The sequence below is a fragment of the Rahnella sp. BIGb0236 genome, from assembly GCF_004364755.1.
Taxonomy (GTDB): domain Bacteria; phylum Pseudomonadota; class Gammaproteobacteria; order Enterobacterales; family Enterobacteriaceae; genus Rahnella; species Rahnella victoriana.
The window spans coordinates 501,609-520,044 of sequence record NZ_SOAO01000003.1; the positions used below are offsets into that span (position 1 = coordinate 501,609).

Genomic DNA, 18,436 nt, shown 5'->3' on the forward strand with positions numbered 1-18,436 from the left:
TATCAGGATGTCGTATCGAAAGCATCTGACGCGGCCAGCAATTCGCGGGTGTAAGCCTGCTTCGGCGCGGTAAAAATCTGCTCGCAATCTCCCTGTTCCACCACTTCCCCGTTGCGTAACACTAACAACTGATGGCACAACGCCCGCACCACATGCAAATCATGGCTGATAAACAGATAGGTCAGGCCGTGGCGTTGCTGTAATTCACTCAAAATGGTCAGGATTTGCGCCTGTACCGACTTATCCAGAGACGATGTGGGTTCATCAAGGATCAGCATTTCCGGCTGGAGGATCAGTGCGCGGGCAATCGCAATACGCTGGCGCTGGCCGCCGGAAAACTCGGTCGGGTAACGGTGGCGGGACTGCGGATCTAACCCCACTTCCTGCATCGCGCGGATCACTTCTGCGTCGCGTTCCTGTTCACTCACGTTGCGGTGCACTAGCAACCCCTCGGCAATAATCTGTCCGACGGTAAAACGCGGATTCAGTGCCGAGAAGGGATCCTGAAACACCACCTGGATCCGGCTGCGGAACGGCAGCATTTTCTTGCGGGAGAACGTATGCAGCGGCTGGCCGTCAAACCAGATTTCGCCCTGCGACTTCATCAGACGCAGGAGTGCCAGCCCGGTGGTGCTTTTGCCGGAACCGGATTCGCCCACCACGCCGAGACTTTCTCCGCGACGCAGCTGAAAACTGACCTGATTCACCGCATGTTTGATGCTGACCGTGCGGCGCAACAGGCCACGCCGGACCGGAAAACCGACATCCAGATTTTTCACCTCCAGCAGAACGGGCTGTTCGCCATTCAGCGGCTGCGGCCGTCCCTGAGGTTCGGCCAGTAACAGCTGGCGGGTGTAGGGATGCTGAGGCTGGCTGAACAGCGTGCTACGCGGTTGCTGCTCAACAACGCGTCCGTGTTGCATTACCGCCACGGTGTCCGCCAGACGGCGCACAATGCGCAGGTTATGGGTGATAAACAGCATCGCCATGCCCATTTCCTGCCTGAGTTCGGCCAGCAGCGATAAAATCTGCGCCTGAACGGAGACGTCCAGCGCGGTGGTCGGTTCGTCAGCAATCAGCAATTTTGGCCGCGTCAGCACCGCCATCGCAATCATCACGCGCTGCCGTTCACCGCCGGAAAGCTGATGCGGAAAATCCCGCAGACGCGAGGCGGCCTGACGGATACCCACGCGGTCCAGACAGCGGAGGATTTCGCTGCGCGCCGCTTCTCCGCGCAGATTGCGGTGCAGCGTCAGCACTTCGGTCAGCTGCTTTTCAAGGGTATGCAGCGGATTGAGCGACACCATCGGTTCCTGAAAGATCATCGAAATCTGATTGCCGCGGATCTGCCGCAATGTCATGGCGTCGGCCTTCAGCAGCGACTGCCCGGCAAAAAGGATATCGCCCTGCGGCCAGACCACGGAAGAGGGCAGCAGGCGCAATACCGACAGTGCGGTGACGCTTTTACCGGAACCGGATTCGCCGACCAGCGCCAGCGTTTCTCCCGCATGGATATTCAGCGACACGTCGCTGACCACTTCGCGCTGTTCGTTCCCCTGACGGAAAGCGACGCTGAGGTTTCTGATCTGCAATAACGCGGCGTCTGTCATGTCAGAGTGCCTCACTGTTGTGGTGTGCGGACGGATTGAAGGCGTCGCGAACCGCTTCACCAATGAAAATCAGCAATGACAGCAGGGTGGCCAGCACCACGAACGCACTGATCCCAAGCCAGGGCGCCTGCAAATTATTCTTGCCTTCCATCAGCAGCGTACCCAGCGACGGAGAACCCAGCGGCAGACCGAAGCCGAGGAAATCCAGCGACGTCAGGGTGGTGATGGAGCCACAAAGGATAAACGGCAGATAGGTCAGGGTCGCAACCATTGCATTCGGCAACATATGTCGCCACATAATGGCGCGGTCACTGACGCCCATCGCCTGTGCAGCGCGGATATAATCGAAATTACGGGTGCGCAGGAATTCCGCGCGCACTACGCTGACCAGCGTCATCCAGCCGGAAAGTACGGTTATCAGCAGCAGCCACCAGAAATTCGGCTGCACCACGCTGGCCAAAATGATGATTAAAAACAGGGTCGGGATACTCGACCAGACCTCAATAAAGCGTTGCCCCAGCAGGTCGGTCAGCCCGCCGTAATAACCCTGCGTGGCCCCGACCATAATGCCCATCACCGAGGTCAGCACGGTCAATAAAATCCCGAAGAACAGTGAAATGCGCAGGCCATAGAGGATCTGCGCCAGCACGTCGTGACCGTTGCTGTCGGTGCCCAGCCAGTTCTGCGTGGAAGGCGGCGAAGGGAAGGGCTGCGTGGTGGAAAAATTGATGGAGTGGTAACTGCTGCGGATCGGTGCCCACACTGCCCAGCCGTGGTCTTCAATCTGGCGCAGGACAAAGGGATCCTGATAATCGGTCGGGGTTTCCAGTTCTCCGCCAAACGTGGTTTCGCTGTAATTCACCATAAAGGGCACGTACAGATGTCCCTGATAGCGTGCCAGCAGCGGTTTATCATTGGCCAGCACATTGGATAACAATACAAGAATCAGCATCGCCATGAATATCCACAGTGACCAGAAGCCCCGCCGGTTCTGGCAAAAACGCGCCCAGCGCGCCTGATTGACGATGTTCAGCTTAAAGAGACTCACGCTCATCAGTGGCGGCCCTCAAAATCGATACGCGGGTCAACCAGCGTGTAAGTGAGGTCACTGATGATATTCAGCAGTAAACCGATCAGGGTAAAGACGTACAGCGTGCCGAAAATGACCGGGAAATCGCGCTGTACGATCGCGTCGTAGCCCAGCAACCCCAGGCCCTGCAAGGAGAACATCACTTCAATCAGTAAGGAACCGGTGAAAAACATGCTGATAAAGGTGGCCGGAAAACCGGCGATCACCAGCAGCATGGCGTTGCGGAAAACGTGGCGGTACAAAATCTGTTTCTCGTTCAGCCCCTTGGCGCGTGCAGTCACCACATATTGCTTACCGACTTCATCCATAAACGAGTTTTTGGTCAGCATCGTCAGCGTGGCGAACCCGCCGATGACCGTCGCCAGCACCGGCAACGTAATGTGCCAGAGGTAATCGGTCACTTTGCCATACCAGGGTAACGTATCAAAATTCGGTGAGGTGAGACCACGCAGCGGGAACCAGTCGAGGTAGTTGCCGCCGGTAAACAGCACGATCAGTAAGATGGCGAACAAAAAAGAGGGCACGGCGTAGCCGACGATAATCACCGAACTGCTCCAGGTATCGAATTTCGAGCCGTTGCGGACGGCTTTGCGGATCCCAAGCGGGATCGACACCAGATAGATTATCAGTGTGCTCCATAAGCCGAGGGTAACCGACACCGGCAAGGCACTTTTCACCAGCCCCATCACGGAAGAACCGCGGAACAGACTGTCGCCGAAATCAAAGCGAACGTAGTTCGATAACATCTCAAAATAGCGTTCATGCAGGGGTTTATCGAAACCGAAGCGGTGGGTGATTTCCGCAATGACTTCCGGATCCAGACCGCGTGCGCCACGGTACTGGCCTTCACTGAACTGCGCCAGTCCCGGAGACGCCTTGCCATTTCCGCTGCCGCCTCCCGCACCGGGTAAGCCGCCGGATTGTCCCATTTCTATCGCCGCGATGGCCTGATCCACAGGACCGCCGGGGGCGATCTGCACGATAAAAAAGTTAATGGTGATGATCGCCCATAATGTCGGGATCACCAGCAGCAGTCGTCTTAACAGATAGGCGGCCACAATGTGCTCCTCAGCGACGTTGCGCAGGTAAGCGGGCTGCGCGGTTCATGTCATACCACCAGGTATCGAGTTCCATACCATTAGACGGCGTGACCGCGGGCATCGAGAATTTATCCCAATAGGCATAGCGTTCGTGGTGGGTGTACCACATCGGGATCATCAGCATGTTCCAGGTCAGCACGCGGTCGAGCGCATGGCCCAGCGACAACAGCGCCTCAGGTTTGCCCTGATTCGCGGCAATCTCATCGGTCAGCTTATCAATGGCCGGATCGCTGACACCGGATTTGTTGTAAGTGGAATCGAGATACTGGGTGTTCCAGTAAATGCGTAAATCACTGCTGGGGTACGAAGTGGCGGGGTAAACGGTCGGCAGCATATCGTAATCACGCTGGCGCATACGGCGGACAAACTGGGAGTTGTCCACCTCACGGATCGACATCTTAATGCCAAGCCGCTGTAAATTATGCTGGAACGGCAGAACATACTGCGAGTTACCCCCGCTTGGCAGCAGCAGTTCAAAGGTCAACGGCTTGCCGGTTTTGCTGTTCACCAGCACCTGATTTTTGATTTCCCAGCCCGCTTCTTTCAGCAAAGCGGTGGCTTTCAGTAAATTCGTCCGGTCGTTACCGCTGCCGTCCGAAGCGGGGGGCTGATACAACGTGGTGAAGACTTCCGGCGGAACCTTGCCTTTCAGCGGCCCCAGCCACGCCAGTTCGGCAGAGTTGGGATAATCTGTTGCCGCATATTCCGTATTCTGAAAATAGCTGTTCACGCGCTGGTATGCGCCGAAATACAGCGCCTTGTTCATCCAGTCAAAATCAAAGGCCAGCGTGATGGCTTCACGCACCTTACGGTCGGCAAACTGCGGGCGATGGAGATTAAATGCCAGCCAGCGGGTGTCCTGTGCCGCCTGATTTTCCTCGTCAGCTTTGACGATAAAGTTTTTGCTGAAATTACCGCCCTGATATTGCGTCGCCCAGTTTTTCGGCGAAGACTCCATGCGGAAATCGAACGCGCCAGATTTGAATGCTTCCAGCGCGACGTTATCGTCGAGATAATAATCGTAGCGGATGGTGTCGAAATTATAGCGTCCCCGGTTGACCGGCAGATTGGCCGCCCAGTAATCCGTGACCCGCGAATAGGTGACGTACTGACCCAGTTTGTAATCGCTGATGCGGTAAGGCCCGCTGCCCGGCGGCGGCGTACTCAGCGGTTCGTTGAATTTATGCTTTTCCCAGAATGTCTGCGGCAAAATCGGTAAACCGAGCAGGCCGAGCATCATGTCTTTATCCGGTTTCGGCAATACCATGCGTACCGTCAGCCGTGAAATGGCTTTCACTTCCACGCCTTTGTAGACCACGCGGAACTGCGGCACGCCTTCGGTCATGAATTTTTTGAAGGAGAACGCCACGTCGCTGGCGGTAATCGGCGTGTTGTCGTTGAATCGTGCGCGGGGATTAATATCCACTTCAACCCAGCGGTACTGGCTGTCATAGCGTGCAGAATCGGCGATCAGCGGGTAGTAGCTGCCGATTTCATCGCTGGAGGTGGTGAACAGGCTGTCGTAAAGCGAACCGCTGCGTGCGGCCGGATTGCCACGGGTCGCGAAGCGGTTGAAGTTGTCATAGGTGCCGATTGCTGCCAGCGTGATCTGTCCGCCTTTCGGGGCAGCCGGATTCACATAGTCAAAACTGGTGAAGTTAGAGACATACTTAGGCTCGCCCAAAATGGCGAACGCATAACTGTCCTGTATGACTTCAGCCTGTGTGCTGAAACTCAGCAGACAGAGCACAACGGCGAACGCACGGGAAAACATCCTGAATCTCCACTCCTGTGATGACGACAGCATGAGTCGGACAGGGCCGCAGCCGAATGTCCGGTATTAATCAATTGAAAGCTAAGATGTTGTAACCTGCAAATCTTAGATCCCGCCCCTGATTTCGGCCTTTTTATCACAACCGGATGCAGACGCCTAAGAGAAAAATGGAACAAAAGGTGCGGGGCTGATGCAGGTCAAATCTGCCAGGTGGCTTCTTTCTCATTGAAATCGCGGATAAAGTCCAGCAGTTCGGGCACGCCCAACGGCTTACTGTACAGATATCCCTGCAAATAGGTCACCCCGTGATTGCGCAGATATTCCGCCTGCATCTCCGTCTCGACGCCTTCCGCCACGGTTTTCAGCTTCAGCTCTTCCGTGAGTTTAAGAACAGTGTCCAGCACCGGTGCGATCAGGGTTTTCTGATCAATCGACATCACGAAGCCGCGGTCAATTTTCAGATAATCCAGGGTAAACTTCTCAAGATAAATCAGCGCGCTGTGGCCGGTGCCAAAATCGTCGATGGCGATTTCGATCTTATGGCGGCGCAGCCAGTTAAATTCACGCAGCGCCCCTTCGGTATCAATCATGCCGCGTTCGGTGATTTCAAACACCACCTGAAACGCATTCTCCGGCAATGCTTCGATAAAATTCATCACATCGTCATGAAAACTGACTTTACCCATATGATGAGGAGAAATGTTGATGCTCAGTTTTCCCTTTTCGGCAAACGCATGCTGTAATTTATGCGCATCCGCCGCCACCATCGACATCATGTGCTGCGTCAGTTCGACAATCAGCCCCTGATTTTCCGCGTAGCCAATAAAGACATCCGGCGGAATACGTCCCTCGATAGGATGCTGCCAGCGCAGCAAGGCTTCCACGCCGGTGACTTTCAGGTTTCTGGCGTCGATCACCGGTTGGTATTCGACAAAGAACTCTTTATTTTTCAGTCCGCGCAGAATTTCACGTTCGACATTGTGGCGGTTGAGCAGGCTGTGATAAATCAGCGCGCATACCAGCAGGCTGAGCAGCAGACCGCCGGACAGGGTAAAAAGTACGTTATCGCGGGTCAGGGAAGGGGAGTAGAGGCGGATATTAAACGGATAACTGTCGATTTTGACTTCGGTAAAATGACTGCGCGGTAAATTTTTGACAGGCACCAGCCCGGCCTGCGAGGAAATCAGCGCGGTATCCCCCACCAGCAGGGCAAAACCCCGGTAGCCGGAACCGGGCTGCGCAAAAAGCATGTAGGGTGACAAGGTGAGTTCAAGCGTTGCAATCACACCGTCATCTGAAGCACCGGGATTACGCTGCCACACAATGATCACCGCGCGGTTAGGCACGGCGGGTGTGCCCATTTGCAGATCAATACTCATCGGTTTGTCGAAATCGATATCGTGCAGCGAGCTGTTGGCAGCAATATTCTGGTTTCCTGAGGCCGAAGAGCAAAAGACCATGCCGTTGCGCACCAGCTGAAAATCACGCACACCGATACTGAATGCCGCGTCGCGGTTTAACTCCCCGGCAATGGAATCACAGGACTCCGCCGTGAGCAGTCCGATCCGCCGCATGGTGTCGGTTAACTGATCTAAATAGTCGGAAGTAAACTTTGCGGTGCGCTGCGCAATTTCATTTTGTTCACGAAGCGTGTTGGTTTTAATGACGGTGAGAGTGACAGCGGTAAATAAAATAAAAAACAGGGCGGAGAAAAGGACACTTCTTTTCAAATAACGGCGCTTGGGTAATACGGTGTGTGTGAGCGCCGTTTTTAAACCCATATGTTTTGCCCTTTTTCTCGCCGAAGAAATAAAAGTATAACCCAGTAAAAAAAACAACAGACCCTAAATACACTTTATTACGGGCATAAAAAAACGCCATCCGAAGATGACGTTTTTTTATTCGCTTGGCACAGGACAACAAGAACTAAATCATAGGGTAACGTACTCAGCCGTTAGCCAAAACTCGTCTTGCTTCACGATAACGCGCATTCCAGTAGGATTCTTTCAGATTTGAAATCATCACACCGTTGCTGGTGGATGCATGAACAAACTGATCATTCCCTAAATAAATACCGACGTGACGTCCCGTGGAACCTGCGCGGAACAGAACCAGATCGCCCGGACGCAGTTTCGTGCGCTGAACTTTCTTGCCTTTCTCTTCCTGTTCATAGGTTGAACGAGGTAAATCCATACCAAATTGTTCGCGGAATGTTACCTGAACGAAGGCTGAGCAATCGATACCACGCTTGCTGTCACCGCCTAACCGATAACGAACGCCTTTCCAGCCAGCGTACTGATCCATAATTTTGGATTTAACGTTGACGTTGCGAACCATTGCTTCGAATTCATCCTGAGAGGCTTGCAGTAGAAGGCCATCATTGCCATTTACTGCACGCATATCAGTTTGTGCGTTTTCTGTGTTCGAAGAATGTGTACCACTACACGCAGAGAGAATAATTGCTGCGCCAATCGCGGGGATCATCCGCGTGATATATCTCAGAAACGGTTGAGACTTGACCATTATTGTTGTTATCCCTTGCTGTCCTTAACGATGAAATCGTTATTAAAATTGCCAAACGAAGCGAGACTACCTGCCACTCACACGGTGGACAAACACCTCTGGGGTAAAATGTGCGTCAGAGCACGTTTTTTCCTTCAACACGGGTGTTTTTGCCACAATTGTGTGCGGGCGTTTTGGAGAGTACCGTAATGAATAGGGGATTGCGAGAGGTATTATGAGATTTTTTATAAGAAATTGTGATGTAAGGTGATGTAAGTAAACATGTTAAAAACGATGGGTGATTTTTATACTTATTTGGCTTAAAACCGCATCACAAGCGGGTTGCAGGCACATAATACAGCACAGACGCCCTGAGAAACCTCTCAAAAAAAGGCCCGGCAGATCATCAACATCTGTCGGGCCATAACTTTTCTGTATATATCTAAAAATCAGACCGGCGTCTTAGGATTTTTGGTACCGGGTAATTTTTTCTCCAGCCAGTTAATCAGCGCATCGCTGGCGGGGGTCATCAGCCACCAGCTGGCACCGACCAGCACCACAGACATCGATCCGACCGCGATATCGGTGAACCAGTGCGCGCCAATCATCACACGCGGTAGCGAGAAGATAATGGTGATGAGCACGGCGATAGCAAACGCAGACTTGCTCAGGTAGCGCAGCATAAAGCACGAGAAAATAATCAGCATCATGCCGTGGTCACCGGGGAAGCTGTCACTGGAGGCATCTTTTGTCGGAATGCCGGTCAGTTCGCTCACGCGGTTTACGCCAGGGAAGCTCAGCGACGGGCTTTTATGGCTGACAGGCAACAAATGCCCGAGCTGGTTCAGCACCACGGCGGTGAGCAGCATCACCACGCCGATCACAATATAGCGGCGGCGCCCGGCGGTATCCTGCTTCAGGAAGTAGCTCAGATAGAGCAATCCCATCGCCAGCAGCGAAATCAGGTCAAAAGCCCGGTTATTGGTCACTGCGACGAGATGCAGGAACCAGGCGTCAGTCGCCAGATGCTGGTTAAAGAAGAAGAAAATCGATTTATCAATCGGGAACCAGAAACCATGATTCGCCGGCAGATAGAAAGATAAAAACAAGGCAACACCCAATACATTGAGTATCAGGATTGCGGGAATATTTCGGCGCCACATAAAGGAAGACCTATTCTTAGCAGGATAAGGAATAATTTATTCAGCGTTAACTTAATCCGTTTAACCTAAACGAACCTTCAACAAGGATGATTGTATTGTATTCCATTGTGCCTCATTTTGAGTAATCAGCTCAATCCGGCTGTCTGACGGCGCCACCGGTTTGGTTTCGATATGCAAATCGTTGCCCTGACGGTTAATCAGTATCGTGCCTTCTTTAATACGAATAATGCCTTTCACCCGGTCAACCGGCACCGCCCGCGCCCAGTCGAGAATGCCTGCGGTATCAAATTGCGTGTCACCATCAAATATCCAGCCACAACTGGTGTAACCGTCCGCCTGATTGAGGGCACGACGCCAGCGCTGATTCCCCGGCAGGCTCAGTGCCGCCAGCCCCTGTTTCGCCGCATGCGCATGATGATGTTTCCCTTCCGGTAAGTCGGCAAGATTCAGGCGGGGTAAATCGAGCAGGGCCGGATCAATCACGCCCTGTGAGGCTGTCACCAGACGACGCTCGCGACCTTGACGTTGATACCACTCTTCCAGTTTCTGCCTGTCCTGGGGCTGAGCCACATCCGACTTATTGGCGACAATAATGTCAGCCGCCGCCAGCTGATCGCGGAAGTTTTCGTTTTCAGTTACCCGCTGATCGCTCAGCTGACGCGCATCCACCAGGCACAGGGTAGCGTTCAGCGTCAGCCAGTTGCGGTAAACGTCGGAGGTTAACAAAGACAGGATCTGTTTCGGATGTCCGAGACCGGTGGGTTCAATCAGCAGACGGTCAGGTTTGGCCTGCTGCAGTAACATATTCATGCCAACCTGCATCGGCAAACCATTCACGCAACACATGCAACCGCCGGGAATTTCTTTCAGGACTGCGCCACTGTCGGCCAGCAATGCGCCGTCAATTCCGACTTCACCGAATTCATTGACCAGCACGGCCCATTTCTCACCTTCAGGTTTCTGAGCCAGCAGATGGCGCACCGTCGTGGTTTTGCCGCTTCCCAGAAAGCCGGTGATCAGGTTGGTTTTCGTCATGGTTGCCGATCCTTTTTGAAAAATTCACCCGCCAATGTGCAGCGACTCATTAAGAAAATCCAGCGTTGTGCCGATGAATAACATGGATTGCTTATTTCTGCCCGCCGCGACGGCAAAATATTTTGCCGGAGAGCGTGAAAATTTAATTAGATGTATTAATGTTAAATTGCGGTTACATGAAGTTTAAAATTTACAACAATGATGAGGTGTCACCATGAACAGAACAATCTGCTTACTGTTTTTGGGAGTCATGGCCTCAGGGACGATTCAGTTTGCCAATGCCGCCGCTTCAGGCGGAATAATTCATATTACGGGTTCGATTGTTGAAGCAGGATGTAACTTCAATACCGCGCGCAACAAGGTGATCAGCGACTGTGACCACGGTGGAAAACAGGTGCGGCAGGTGCATGCGCTGAGTGTGGATAATCCTTCCTCATTCTCGCTGCCGATGTCACTCGGACATGTCACCACGAAGCAGGTCAACAATAATCCTCACCTCGCCGTCATGACCGTGAGCTACAACTAAGCTCGCGAAAAAGATTAACAGGACTGATAAGTTTCAGGCCGGTCACGCTAGGCGCGGCGTAACACCCGCCACAGGTGGCCGGACAACTTCACAAACTGGCTGGCCCAATTTTGATCGGGCCGTCAGTTTTCTATTCCCGTCCTTTCCCTTTCTGCCGACATGTTATAATTTCCTCTCTTATTTCAGGCATCAGAACCCGTAATCAGGTGTCGGACCAATTGCGTGCGTGTCACAGACAGGGGCAACATTATGCGACTTTATCAGGAAATTGGCGGCCATCTGCGTCGTGATATCCATGCCGGGAAATATGCCCCTGGCGATCGTCTTCCGCCGGAACGTGATATTGCCGAGTCTTACTCGGTGAGCCGCAGCGTGGTGCGTGAAGCACTCATTATGCTGGAGCTGGAAAAAGTGGTCGAGGTGCGCAAAGGCTCCGGTGTGTATGTTCTGCATCAGCCGGAAAACAGCCAGCCGGAAGGCGCGGACAGCGGATACGGGCCATTCGAACTGTTACAGGCGCGGCAATTGCTGGAAAGTGAAGTGGCCGCCTTTGCGGCGATGCAGGCCACCAAAACCGATATTCTGCAAATGCGTGATACGATTGATGCTCAGCGGGAATGCATTGCGCGGGGCGTATCGGACGACGCTGAGGATCAGCGGTTTCATGCCCTGCTGGCGCAGGCGTCTCAAAACAGCGTGCTGGTTAAACTGGTGGATGATTTATGGCAGATCCGTCAGCGCAGCCCGATGTGGCTGGGAATTCATCAGCATGTCGGTGATAAAAATTACAGCCAGATCTGGTTGCAGGATCACCAGACCATCTTGCAGGCCGTGCTGCGGCGGGATCCGAAAGCCGCCAAGCAGGCGATGTGGCAGCATCTGGAAAATGTGAAGGATATGCTGTTGCAGGTGTCTGACGCGGATGACCCGTCTTTTGACGGATTCCTTTTTTCATCGGTGCCTTCCGAACTGAACGACTGATTTCTCCGCTGCTGATTTTTCCCGTGATTTTCCACGCTAATAAAAAAACGGCTGCCTGTGAGCAGCCGCTTTCTATTTTACGTATAACCTGCCGGGCTTAATTAACCGACATATTTCGCGACGGTTTTCTTCGCGCCGATCCTTTGCAGGTCCGCATAAGCATTGAGGATCGCCTGCACGACTTTTTCTTCCTGCGGCAACTGCTCGCCAAATACGCCATTCAGCGCCAGCAGGGCTTTCACGCGCGGTTCGCCATCTTCGGTTGACGCCACAATTTGCGCCACCGTGTCTGCCATCGGGTCTTTAATCTCGATAGCCTGACCGGCATCGTCGGTGCCGCCGACATAGCGCATCCAGCCAGCCACGCCCAGCGCCAGCAGTTCATACGAACCGCCATTTTTTACGTGCCAGCGGATGGAGTCGAGCATACGTTGCGGAAGTTTCTGCGTACCGTCCATGGCGATTTGCCAGGTGCGGTGTTTCAGTGCCGGATTGCTGTAACGCGCAATCAGACTGTCGGCGTAGGCGCTGAGATCGACACCTTCAACGCTCAGCGTCGGTGCCTGTTCATGCAGCATCAGCTGGTGAGCCGCGGCTTTATAGTTGGCATCTTCCATGCAGTCGTTAATGTGCTGATAACCCGCAAGATAGCCGAGGTAAGCCAGGAAAGAGTGGCTGCCGTTCAGCATGCGCAGTTTCATCTGCTCGAAAGGCAGAACGTCAGACACCATCTGCGCACCGGCTTTTTCCCAGTCAGGACGACCGGCAACAAAATGATCTTCCACCACCCACTGGATGAAGGGTTCGCAGGCAATACCGCACGGATCTGTCACGCCACCCAGCGCCTCGGTGATTTCTTCCAGCGTATTTTCCGTCGCGGCAGGCACAATGCGGTCAACCATGGTGCTTGGGAAAGAGACATTGCCAATGATCCATTCCGTCAGTTCGGCGGAACGGGCTTTCGCCATGCCCAGCACGGCATTTTTTACCACCAGACCATTTTCCGGAATGTTATCGCAGCATAAAACAGTAAAGCCCGGCAGACCGCGCTCATGGCGCAAACGCAGTGCTTCCACTAACACGCCCGGCGCGGTACAAGGTGCTTGTCCGCCCGCCAGATCCTGCTGAATTTTGGGGTTCTGCAGATCCAGTTCGCCAGTGCCCGGTTCAATGCAGTAGCCTTTTTCGGTAATGGTCAGCGAGACAATCGCCACCTGCGGTTCGGTGAGTTTTTCAAGCACGGCATCCAGACCGTCAATGCCGCCGTGCACGGATTCGTGCGCCGAACCGATAATAATGGCCTGATTGCCGTCTGCGCCTTTTTCCAGCACGGTGAACAGATGGTTTTGCTCGCGCAATTGTTTGATCAACGCTTCATTGCCAAACAGGCTGATTTCGCAGATACCCCAGTCGCCGCCCTGCTGATTCAATACGCGGTTGGTCAGCAACGCCTGATGGGCGCGGTGGAAAGCGCCGAATCCCAGGTGAACAATACGGCTTTTCAGTGCATCGCGATCATAAGCAGGCAATGACACTTCTGCAGGCAGGGACGCTGTGGCAATAGTTTTCATGCAATACTCCAGGCAAGTCAGAAATTAGTAATTGGTCAGGCCAAATTGGGGCTGTTTACCCGTCAGTTGAATTTTATGCTGGATAAAGCGACGATTTAAGCCGAAATCAGGGCTTAGAGTGTAAAGTCATATGATAGAAAGGGGAATTGGTAAGTCCAGACAGCCACTCATTTTGTGATGCAGATCCACAGTCTGTGGAATTAATGGCAAAAAGCAGACAATAAAAAAGGAACGCCGGAGCGTTCCTTTTCGCAGAGCAGGGCGGTCTGATTAATCCGCACGGCCCATATAACGACGTTCCGCGATATGAATGCGGATTTTATCGCCAGAGCTGAGGTATTCAGGCACCTGGATGCTCAGGCCGGTAGCCATGACCGCAGGTTTGGTTCGGGAGCTGGCGGAAGCGCCTTTGATGCCCGGTGCCGTTTCCACGATTTCCAGATCCACCGTCTGTGGCATTTCCAGCGCCAGTAACTGGCTGTCCAGTGTCAGCACCTGCATACCCTGCAAACCTTCCTCAGGGATGAACAACAGTTCGTCTTCGATCTGCGCCTTATTAAAGGTGTACGGCGTGAAGTCCTCATCATCCATAAAGATGTACTCATCGCCATCGACGTAAGAGAAGTTCACTTTACGACGGGTCAGGCTGACGGTATCGAGAATATCGTCGCCTTTGAAGCGTTCTTCCACTTTGCCGCCAGTGCGTACGTCAGCGAAACGCATTTTGTACAGGGTGCTGGCACCACGGGCGCTTGGGCTTTGAACATCGATGTCTTTTACCAGCAGCAATTTGCCGTCGTAGTTCACGACGAAGCCGCGTTTAATTTCGTTAGCACGTGCCATATAAATAACCTGTCAGCAGAGAGATAAATAATTTGCGACACGTTACCCGCGCCGCTGAATTCAGGCAAGCGGATAGCGTAAAAAGAGTCGCGAAAACCCGCTTTATGACCCATTTTTTGCGCCTGTTCTGTCCGCGTGAAAAATGTTCGGTATAGCCTGTTAAAGGATAGTAAATATTTCGCTGGTGGCGCATAACGCCGCCTGCTATTGTCGCGCCTCAAAATGAGGCCTGAGGAGGCTGTTGATGGACTGTCGTACCGATTGCGGAGCCTGTTGCATCGCGCCTTCAATTTCCAGCCCGATCCCGGGGATGCCAGACGGCAAACCGGCGAATACCCGCTGTGTTCAGCTGGCGGATAATTTCCTGTGTAAGATTTTCACCTCACCGCTGCGCCCGAAAGTGTGCGCCAGCCTGCAGGCCAGCCGCGAGATGTGTTTCACCCATCGCGACCAGGCCCTGACGTACCTGATTAAGCTGGAAGCGGATACCGCGCCTTAAACCACCGCAGCCGGAATTTCTTCCGCCGGTTTATCGACGTTTTTCACATTCCAGATACACAGCACGGAACCGACCACCATCGCCAGCGCGGCATAAAACACAGCATGATAAGTCCAGAACTGCGCAATCACACCCGCCAGCGAACCGGCAAGGATCCAGCCCGCACGCGTTGAATTGGTAAACAGCGTGGTGGCCGCACCGGCCTGACCCGGCATCAGATCCTGAAAATACAACATGCCGATCCCGGCCAGAATGCCGATGAAAATCGCGTTCAGCAGCTGTAAAGCAATCAGCATGGCCGCGCCGGTGGTAAACAGAATACAACCGTAGAAAATCACCCCTGCGACTACCGCAAACCGCATCAGGAAGCGTTTCCCCAACTGCTTCGCCAGATACCCGGCAATCAGCATGGTGGGGATTTCCAGACAAGCCGCACTGCCCATCAGCACGCCCGCCAGTTTCTCCGGCAAGCCCAACTCACGCACCACATACAACGGCATATTGATCAGATAAATACTGTTCGCCGCCCACATCAGGGAACACGCGATAAACAGCATCAGCGTATCGCGGCGGTTACGGCGGGGGGCTTCCAGCGTGGCGGTGGTCTTGATGTGCGCTTTAGGCATTGAAGGCAGGAACATCCACACCATCACCCCGCACAGCAGGAAGGCCAGCGTGGCGGCGCAATACATAAAGGTAAAGCCAAAGCCCATAGAAAGGGCGAAAGCCAGCGGCGGACCCACCACCCAGGCGAGTGACACCTGCGCACGCAAAATAGAGCTGAACATCACGGCTTCACGGCCGGTTTTTTCGGAATGCTCCCGTGCCAGCGCGAACATCTGCGGGTTCGCCGTGGAGCCAAAACTCGACAGCAACACGCCGATGAACAGCAGAATAAAGTAGTTGCGGTTGAAGGCGAAAAGCACGCACGCCAGCGCGCCGAGAATGCAGCAATACAGGATCAGCGTTTTGCGATCGCCGCGTTTATCTGACCATGTCGCCAGCAACTGACTGACGAAAATGCCAATCACGGCGCTGCCGGTAAAGAAAATGCCGACCATGAACGGGCTGACATGGACCTGCGATGTCAGAAACAGGCTGAGCGTCGGGGTCTGTAAGGCGCCTGCAATACCGGTAAGAAAGGCGATGATCAGAAAAGCCGTTGATGTCATGTCGGGTAAACGGCGGGCTGACGTTGTAGAAATTCGCATTAGCTAAGTGAACCAGAGAAAAGGAAGGGGACGAAATTTGCGCGAATGTTACGTCAGTTTAAAAAAAACAAAAACAGGTTTTGATCATCAAAAATGTAAACCCGAGTGAATTTGCCATACTGAATAATAAAACCGCACGTTGTGCCAAAAACAACCCAACGGAGGGTCGCTCATTCACGCCGTAAAAACCACGACGCTGACGGTCAGCTTGCGTCAGCATTTTCCGTCAGCCTGACTTCAGCATTTGCGTTAAGTTATTCGTTTCAGAAAGCGCTTAGAAAGGAAACTGTGCGTAGCATCAAAAAATTGTTACGCAAAATCAGGGAAAGCTTGCTTTAAAAACAGGCCGGATTGAGACTCCCTGAAACGTTTCAGCGTTGTCAGCTTTTCTCCTGAAATCTGACGGCGCTCCTTTTTTCTCAGTAAAGCTGAAACGATTCAATTTCAGCAGGAGAGGAGAATTATGTTCCAACTGTCACAGCAAGATATTCATCTCGGTGCGGCTGCCAGCGATAAGCAGGACGCTATTCGTCAGGTTGCAGCAGCACTGACTCAGGCCGGTCGCGTCAGCGAAGGCTATGTAGACGGTATGCTGGCGCGTGAGCTGCAAACCTCTACGTACCTTGGCAACGGCATCGCCATCCCGCACGGCACCACCGATACCCGTGATTTGGTGCTCGACACCGGTGTACAGGTTTTCCAGTTCCCGCAGGGTATTACCTGGGGCGAAGGCCAGACGGCGTATGTCGTTATCGGCATTGCCGCCCGCTCTGACGAACACCTTGGTTTGCTGCGTCAGCTGACGCACGTACTGAGTGACGACAGCGTGGCCGATCGACTGGCAAAAACAGATTCAGCTGAAGAATTACGCAGCCTGCTGATGGGCGAAAAGAATGCCGCTGAATTCCTGTTTGATACCCAGCTGATCGCGGTTGACGTGGCGGCTGAAAGCCTGATCACGTTACAGGCGCTGAACGCCGGTCGCCTGAAAGAAATTGGCGCGGTCGACACGGCGTTTGTCAGCGACGTCATCAGCCGTCAGCCGCTGAATCTGGGGCAGGGCATCTGGCTCAGCGACAGCACCGAAGGCAACCTGAAAAGTGCCGCCACGGTCAGCCGTGCGAAGCAGACCTTTGATCTGAATGGCGAAAAAGTTTCCATGCTGCTGACGATTTCCGTCGCAGATGACCAGCCGCTCGATGTGCTGAATTACCTCAGTGATTTACTGATTGCCAACAAAGCTGAACGCTTGCTGACGGCAGATTCCGTCGGTGTGCTGGCATTGCTGACCCGTGAAGTGGAAGAACAAGCCAACGTGCTGACTGCGGAATACGTTATCCGTAACGAACACGGTCTGCACGCGCGTCCGGGTACTGCGCTGGTGAACGTGATCAAACAGTTCAGCAGCGAAATTACGGTCACCAATCTGGATGGCAGCGGTAAACCGGCTAACGGCCGCAGCCTGATGAAAGTCGTGGCGCTGGGCGTCAAAAAAGGTCATCACCTGCGCTTTACTGCCAGCGGTGAAGATGCCGAACTGGCATTAAAAACCATCGGTGAAGCCATTTCTGAAGGTCTTGGGGAGGGCGCATGAGCCGCAGAGTTGCCACTATTACGTTAAACCCGGCGTACGATTTAGTCGGCTATGTGCCTGAAATCGAACGCGGTGAAGTCAATCTGGTGCAAACCACCGGTCTGCACGCCGCAGGTAAAGGCATCAACGTGGCGAAAGTGCTGAAAGATCTCGGCATCGACGTCACCGTGGGCGGTTTCCTCGGGAAAGAAAATCAGGACGGCTTCCAGCTGTTATTCAGCGATCTGGGCATTGCTAACCGCTTCCAGGTGGTCAATGGCCGTACCCGTATCAACGTCAAACTGACCGAAAAAGACGGCGAAGTCAGCGACTTTAACTTCTCCGGTTTCAACGTCACCCCTGCCGACTGGGAGCGTTTCGTGACGGATTCTCTGTCATGGCTGGGTCAGTTTGACATGGTTGCCGTCAGCGGCAGTCTGCCTGCTGGCGTTGATCCTGACGCATTCACCGACTGGATGAAACGTCTGCGTGCGCAATGCCCGTGCATCATCTTCGACAGCAGCCGTGAAGCACTGGTTGCCGGTCTGAAAGCCGCGCCGTGGCTGGTGAAACCAAACCGCCGTGAGCTGGAAATCTGGGCTGGCCGTAAATTGCCGGAACTGAGTGACGTGGTTGAAGCCGCGCACGCCTTGCGTGATCAGGGTATCGCCCACGTGGTGATTTCTCTGGGCGCTGAAGGTGCCTTGTGGGTTAACGCATCCGGTGCGTGGATCGCCAAACCTCCAGCCTGTGAAGTCGTCAGCACCGTGGGTGCCGGTGATTCCATGGTCGGTGGTCTGATTTACGGTTTGCTGATGCGCGAATCCAGTGAACATACGCTGCGACTGGCCACTGCCGTTGCCGCCCTGGCTGTCAGCCAGAGTAATGTCGGCGTCACCGATCGTCCGCAGCTCGCGGCGATGATGGCCCGTGTTGATCTGAAACCCTTTTAATCCGC

The 18,436-nt window shown here is 53.6% G+C and carries 16 protein-coding genes; 5 read left to right on the plus strand and 11 right to left on the minus strand.

What is annotated here, in order from left to right:
* Window positions 1–2: 2 nt before the first annotated feature.
* The 8 genes from yejF to EDF78_RS09140 all read right to left on the minus strand — a co-directional run bounded on the left by yejF (window position 3) and on the right by EDF78_RS09140 (window position 10,274).
* The gene (gene yejF, locus EDF78_RS09105) at window positions 3–1,610 is read right to left on the minus strand and encodes a microcin C ABC transporter ATP-binding protein YejF (protein ID WP_133822948.1); all 1,608 of its coding nucleotides are present in this window, start codon (window positions 1,608–1,610) and stop codon (window positions 3–5) included.
* 1 nt (window position 1,611) lies between these two features.
* Window positions 1,612–2,664, minus strand: a complete 1,053-nt coding sequence (locus EDF78_RS09110) for a microcin C ABC transporter permease (RefSeq protein ID WP_162928546.1) — start codon at window positions 2,662–2,664, stop codon at window positions 1,612–1,614.
* A complete protein-coding gene (gene yejB / locus EDF78_RS09115) occupies window positions 2,664–3,758 on the minus strand; it encodes a microcin C ABC transporter permease YejB (RefSeq protein ID WP_095922789.1) in 1,095 nt (364 codons plus the stop codon). The genes EDF78_RS09110 and yejB overlap by 1 nt, the downstream gene beginning before the upstream one ends.
* Before the next feature lie 10 nt (window positions 3,759–3,768).
* A complete protein-coding gene (locus EDF78_RS09120) occupies window positions 3,769–5,574 on the minus strand; it encodes an extracellular solute-binding protein (protein ID WP_133822949.1) in 1,806 nt (601 codons plus the stop codon).
* A 197-nt stretch (window positions 5,575–5,771) separates the two neighbouring features.
* Window positions 5,772–7,355 carry a cyclic di-GMP phosphodiesterase gene (locus EDF78_RS09125; RefSeq protein WP_243839434.1) on the minus strand — a complete coding sequence of 528 codons (1,584 nt, stop codon included), beginning with the start codon at window positions 7,353–7,355 and terminating at the stop codon, window positions 5,772–5,774.
* Window positions 7,356–7,521: 166 nt separating this feature from the next.
* The gene (gene mepS / locus EDF78_RS09130; RefSeq protein WP_095922787.1) at window positions 7,522–8,097 is read right to left on the minus strand and encodes a bifunctional murein DD-endopeptidase/murein LD-carboxypeptidase; all 576 of its coding nucleotides are present in this window, start codon (window positions 8,095–8,097) and stop codon (window positions 7,522–7,524) included.
* A 428-nt stretch (window positions 8,098–8,525) separates the two neighbouring features.
* Window positions 8,526–9,239 (minus strand): phosphatase PAP2 family protein, encoded by a 714-nt coding sequence (locus EDF78_RS09135; RefSeq protein ID WP_095922786.1) that lies wholly within the window; start codon window positions 9,237–9,239, stop codon window positions 8,526–8,528.
* A 60-nt stretch (window positions 9,240–9,299) separates the two neighbouring features.
* Window positions 9,300–10,274, minus strand: coding sequence for a GTP-binding protein (locus tag EDF78_RS09140; protein WP_133822950.1), 975 nt, complete (start codon window positions 10,272–10,274; stop codon window positions 9,300–9,302).
* 214 nt (window positions 10,275–10,488) lie between these two features.
* Between EDF78_RS09140 and EDF78_RS09145 the strand changes: the two genes are divergently transcribed.
* Window positions 10,489–10,800 carry a hypothetical protein gene (locus tag EDF78_RS09145; protein WP_133822951.1) on the plus strand — a complete coding sequence of 104 codons (312 nt, stop codon included), beginning with the start codon at window positions 10,489–10,491 and terminating at the stop codon, window positions 10,798–10,800.
* A gap of 249 nt (window positions 10,801–11,049) precedes the next feature.
* The gene (locus EDF78_RS09150; RefSeq protein ID WP_133822952.1) at window positions 11,050–11,781 is read left to right on the plus strand and encodes an FCD domain-containing protein; all 732 of its coding nucleotides are present in this window, start codon (window positions 11,050–11,052) and stop codon (window positions 11,779–11,781) included.
* 101 nt (window positions 11,782–11,882) lie between these two features.
* On the opposite strand, the gene EDF78_RS09155 is transcribed toward EDF78_RS09150, so the two are convergent.
* Complete coding sequence (locus EDF78_RS09155) at window positions 11,883–13,352, minus strand: fructuronate reductase (protein WP_133822953.1); 1,470 nt, start codon at window positions 13,350–13,352, stop codon at window positions 11,883–11,885.
* Window positions 13,353–13,622: 270 nt separating this feature from the next.
* Window positions 13,623–14,195, minus strand: coding sequence for an elongation factor P-like protein YeiP (gene yeiP / locus EDF78_RS09160; RefSeq protein WP_095922781.1), 573 nt, complete (start codon window positions 14,193–14,195; stop codon window positions 13,623–13,625).
* Between the two features lie 244 nt (window positions 14,196–14,439).
* On the opposite strand from yeiP, the gene EDF78_RS09165 reads away from it, so the two are divergent.
* On the plus strand, window positions 14,440–14,694 hold the full coding sequence (locus EDF78_RS09165; protein ID WP_095922780.1) for a YkgJ family cysteine cluster protein: 255 nt from the start codon (window positions 14,440–14,442) through the stop codon (window positions 14,692–14,694).
* On the opposite strand, the gene EDF78_RS09170 is transcribed toward EDF78_RS09165, so the two are convergent.
* On the minus strand, window positions 14,691–15,905 hold the full coding sequence (locus EDF78_RS09170) for a sugar efflux transporter (RefSeq protein ID WP_095922779.1): 1,215 nt from the start codon (window positions 15,903–15,905) through the stop codon (window positions 14,691–14,693). The genes EDF78_RS09165 and EDF78_RS09170 overlap by 4 nt on opposite strands.
* 463 nt (window positions 15,906–16,368) lie before the next feature.
* Between EDF78_RS09170 and fruB the strand changes: the two genes are divergently transcribed.
* Window positions 16,369–17,499, plus strand: a complete 1,131-nt coding sequence (fruB, locus tag EDF78_RS09175; protein ID WP_133822954.1) for a fused PTS fructose transporter subunit IIA/HPr protein — start codon at window positions 16,369–16,371, stop codon at window positions 17,497–17,499.
* The gene (gene fruK / locus EDF78_RS09180; protein ID WP_056778537.1) at window positions 17,496–18,431 is read left to right on the plus strand and encodes a 1-phosphofructokinase; all 936 of its coding nucleotides are present in this window, start codon (window positions 17,496–17,498) and stop codon (window positions 18,429–18,431) included. Before fruB ends, fruK begins: the two co-directional genes overlap by 4 nt.
* Window positions 18,432–18,436 lie beyond the last annotated feature (5 nt).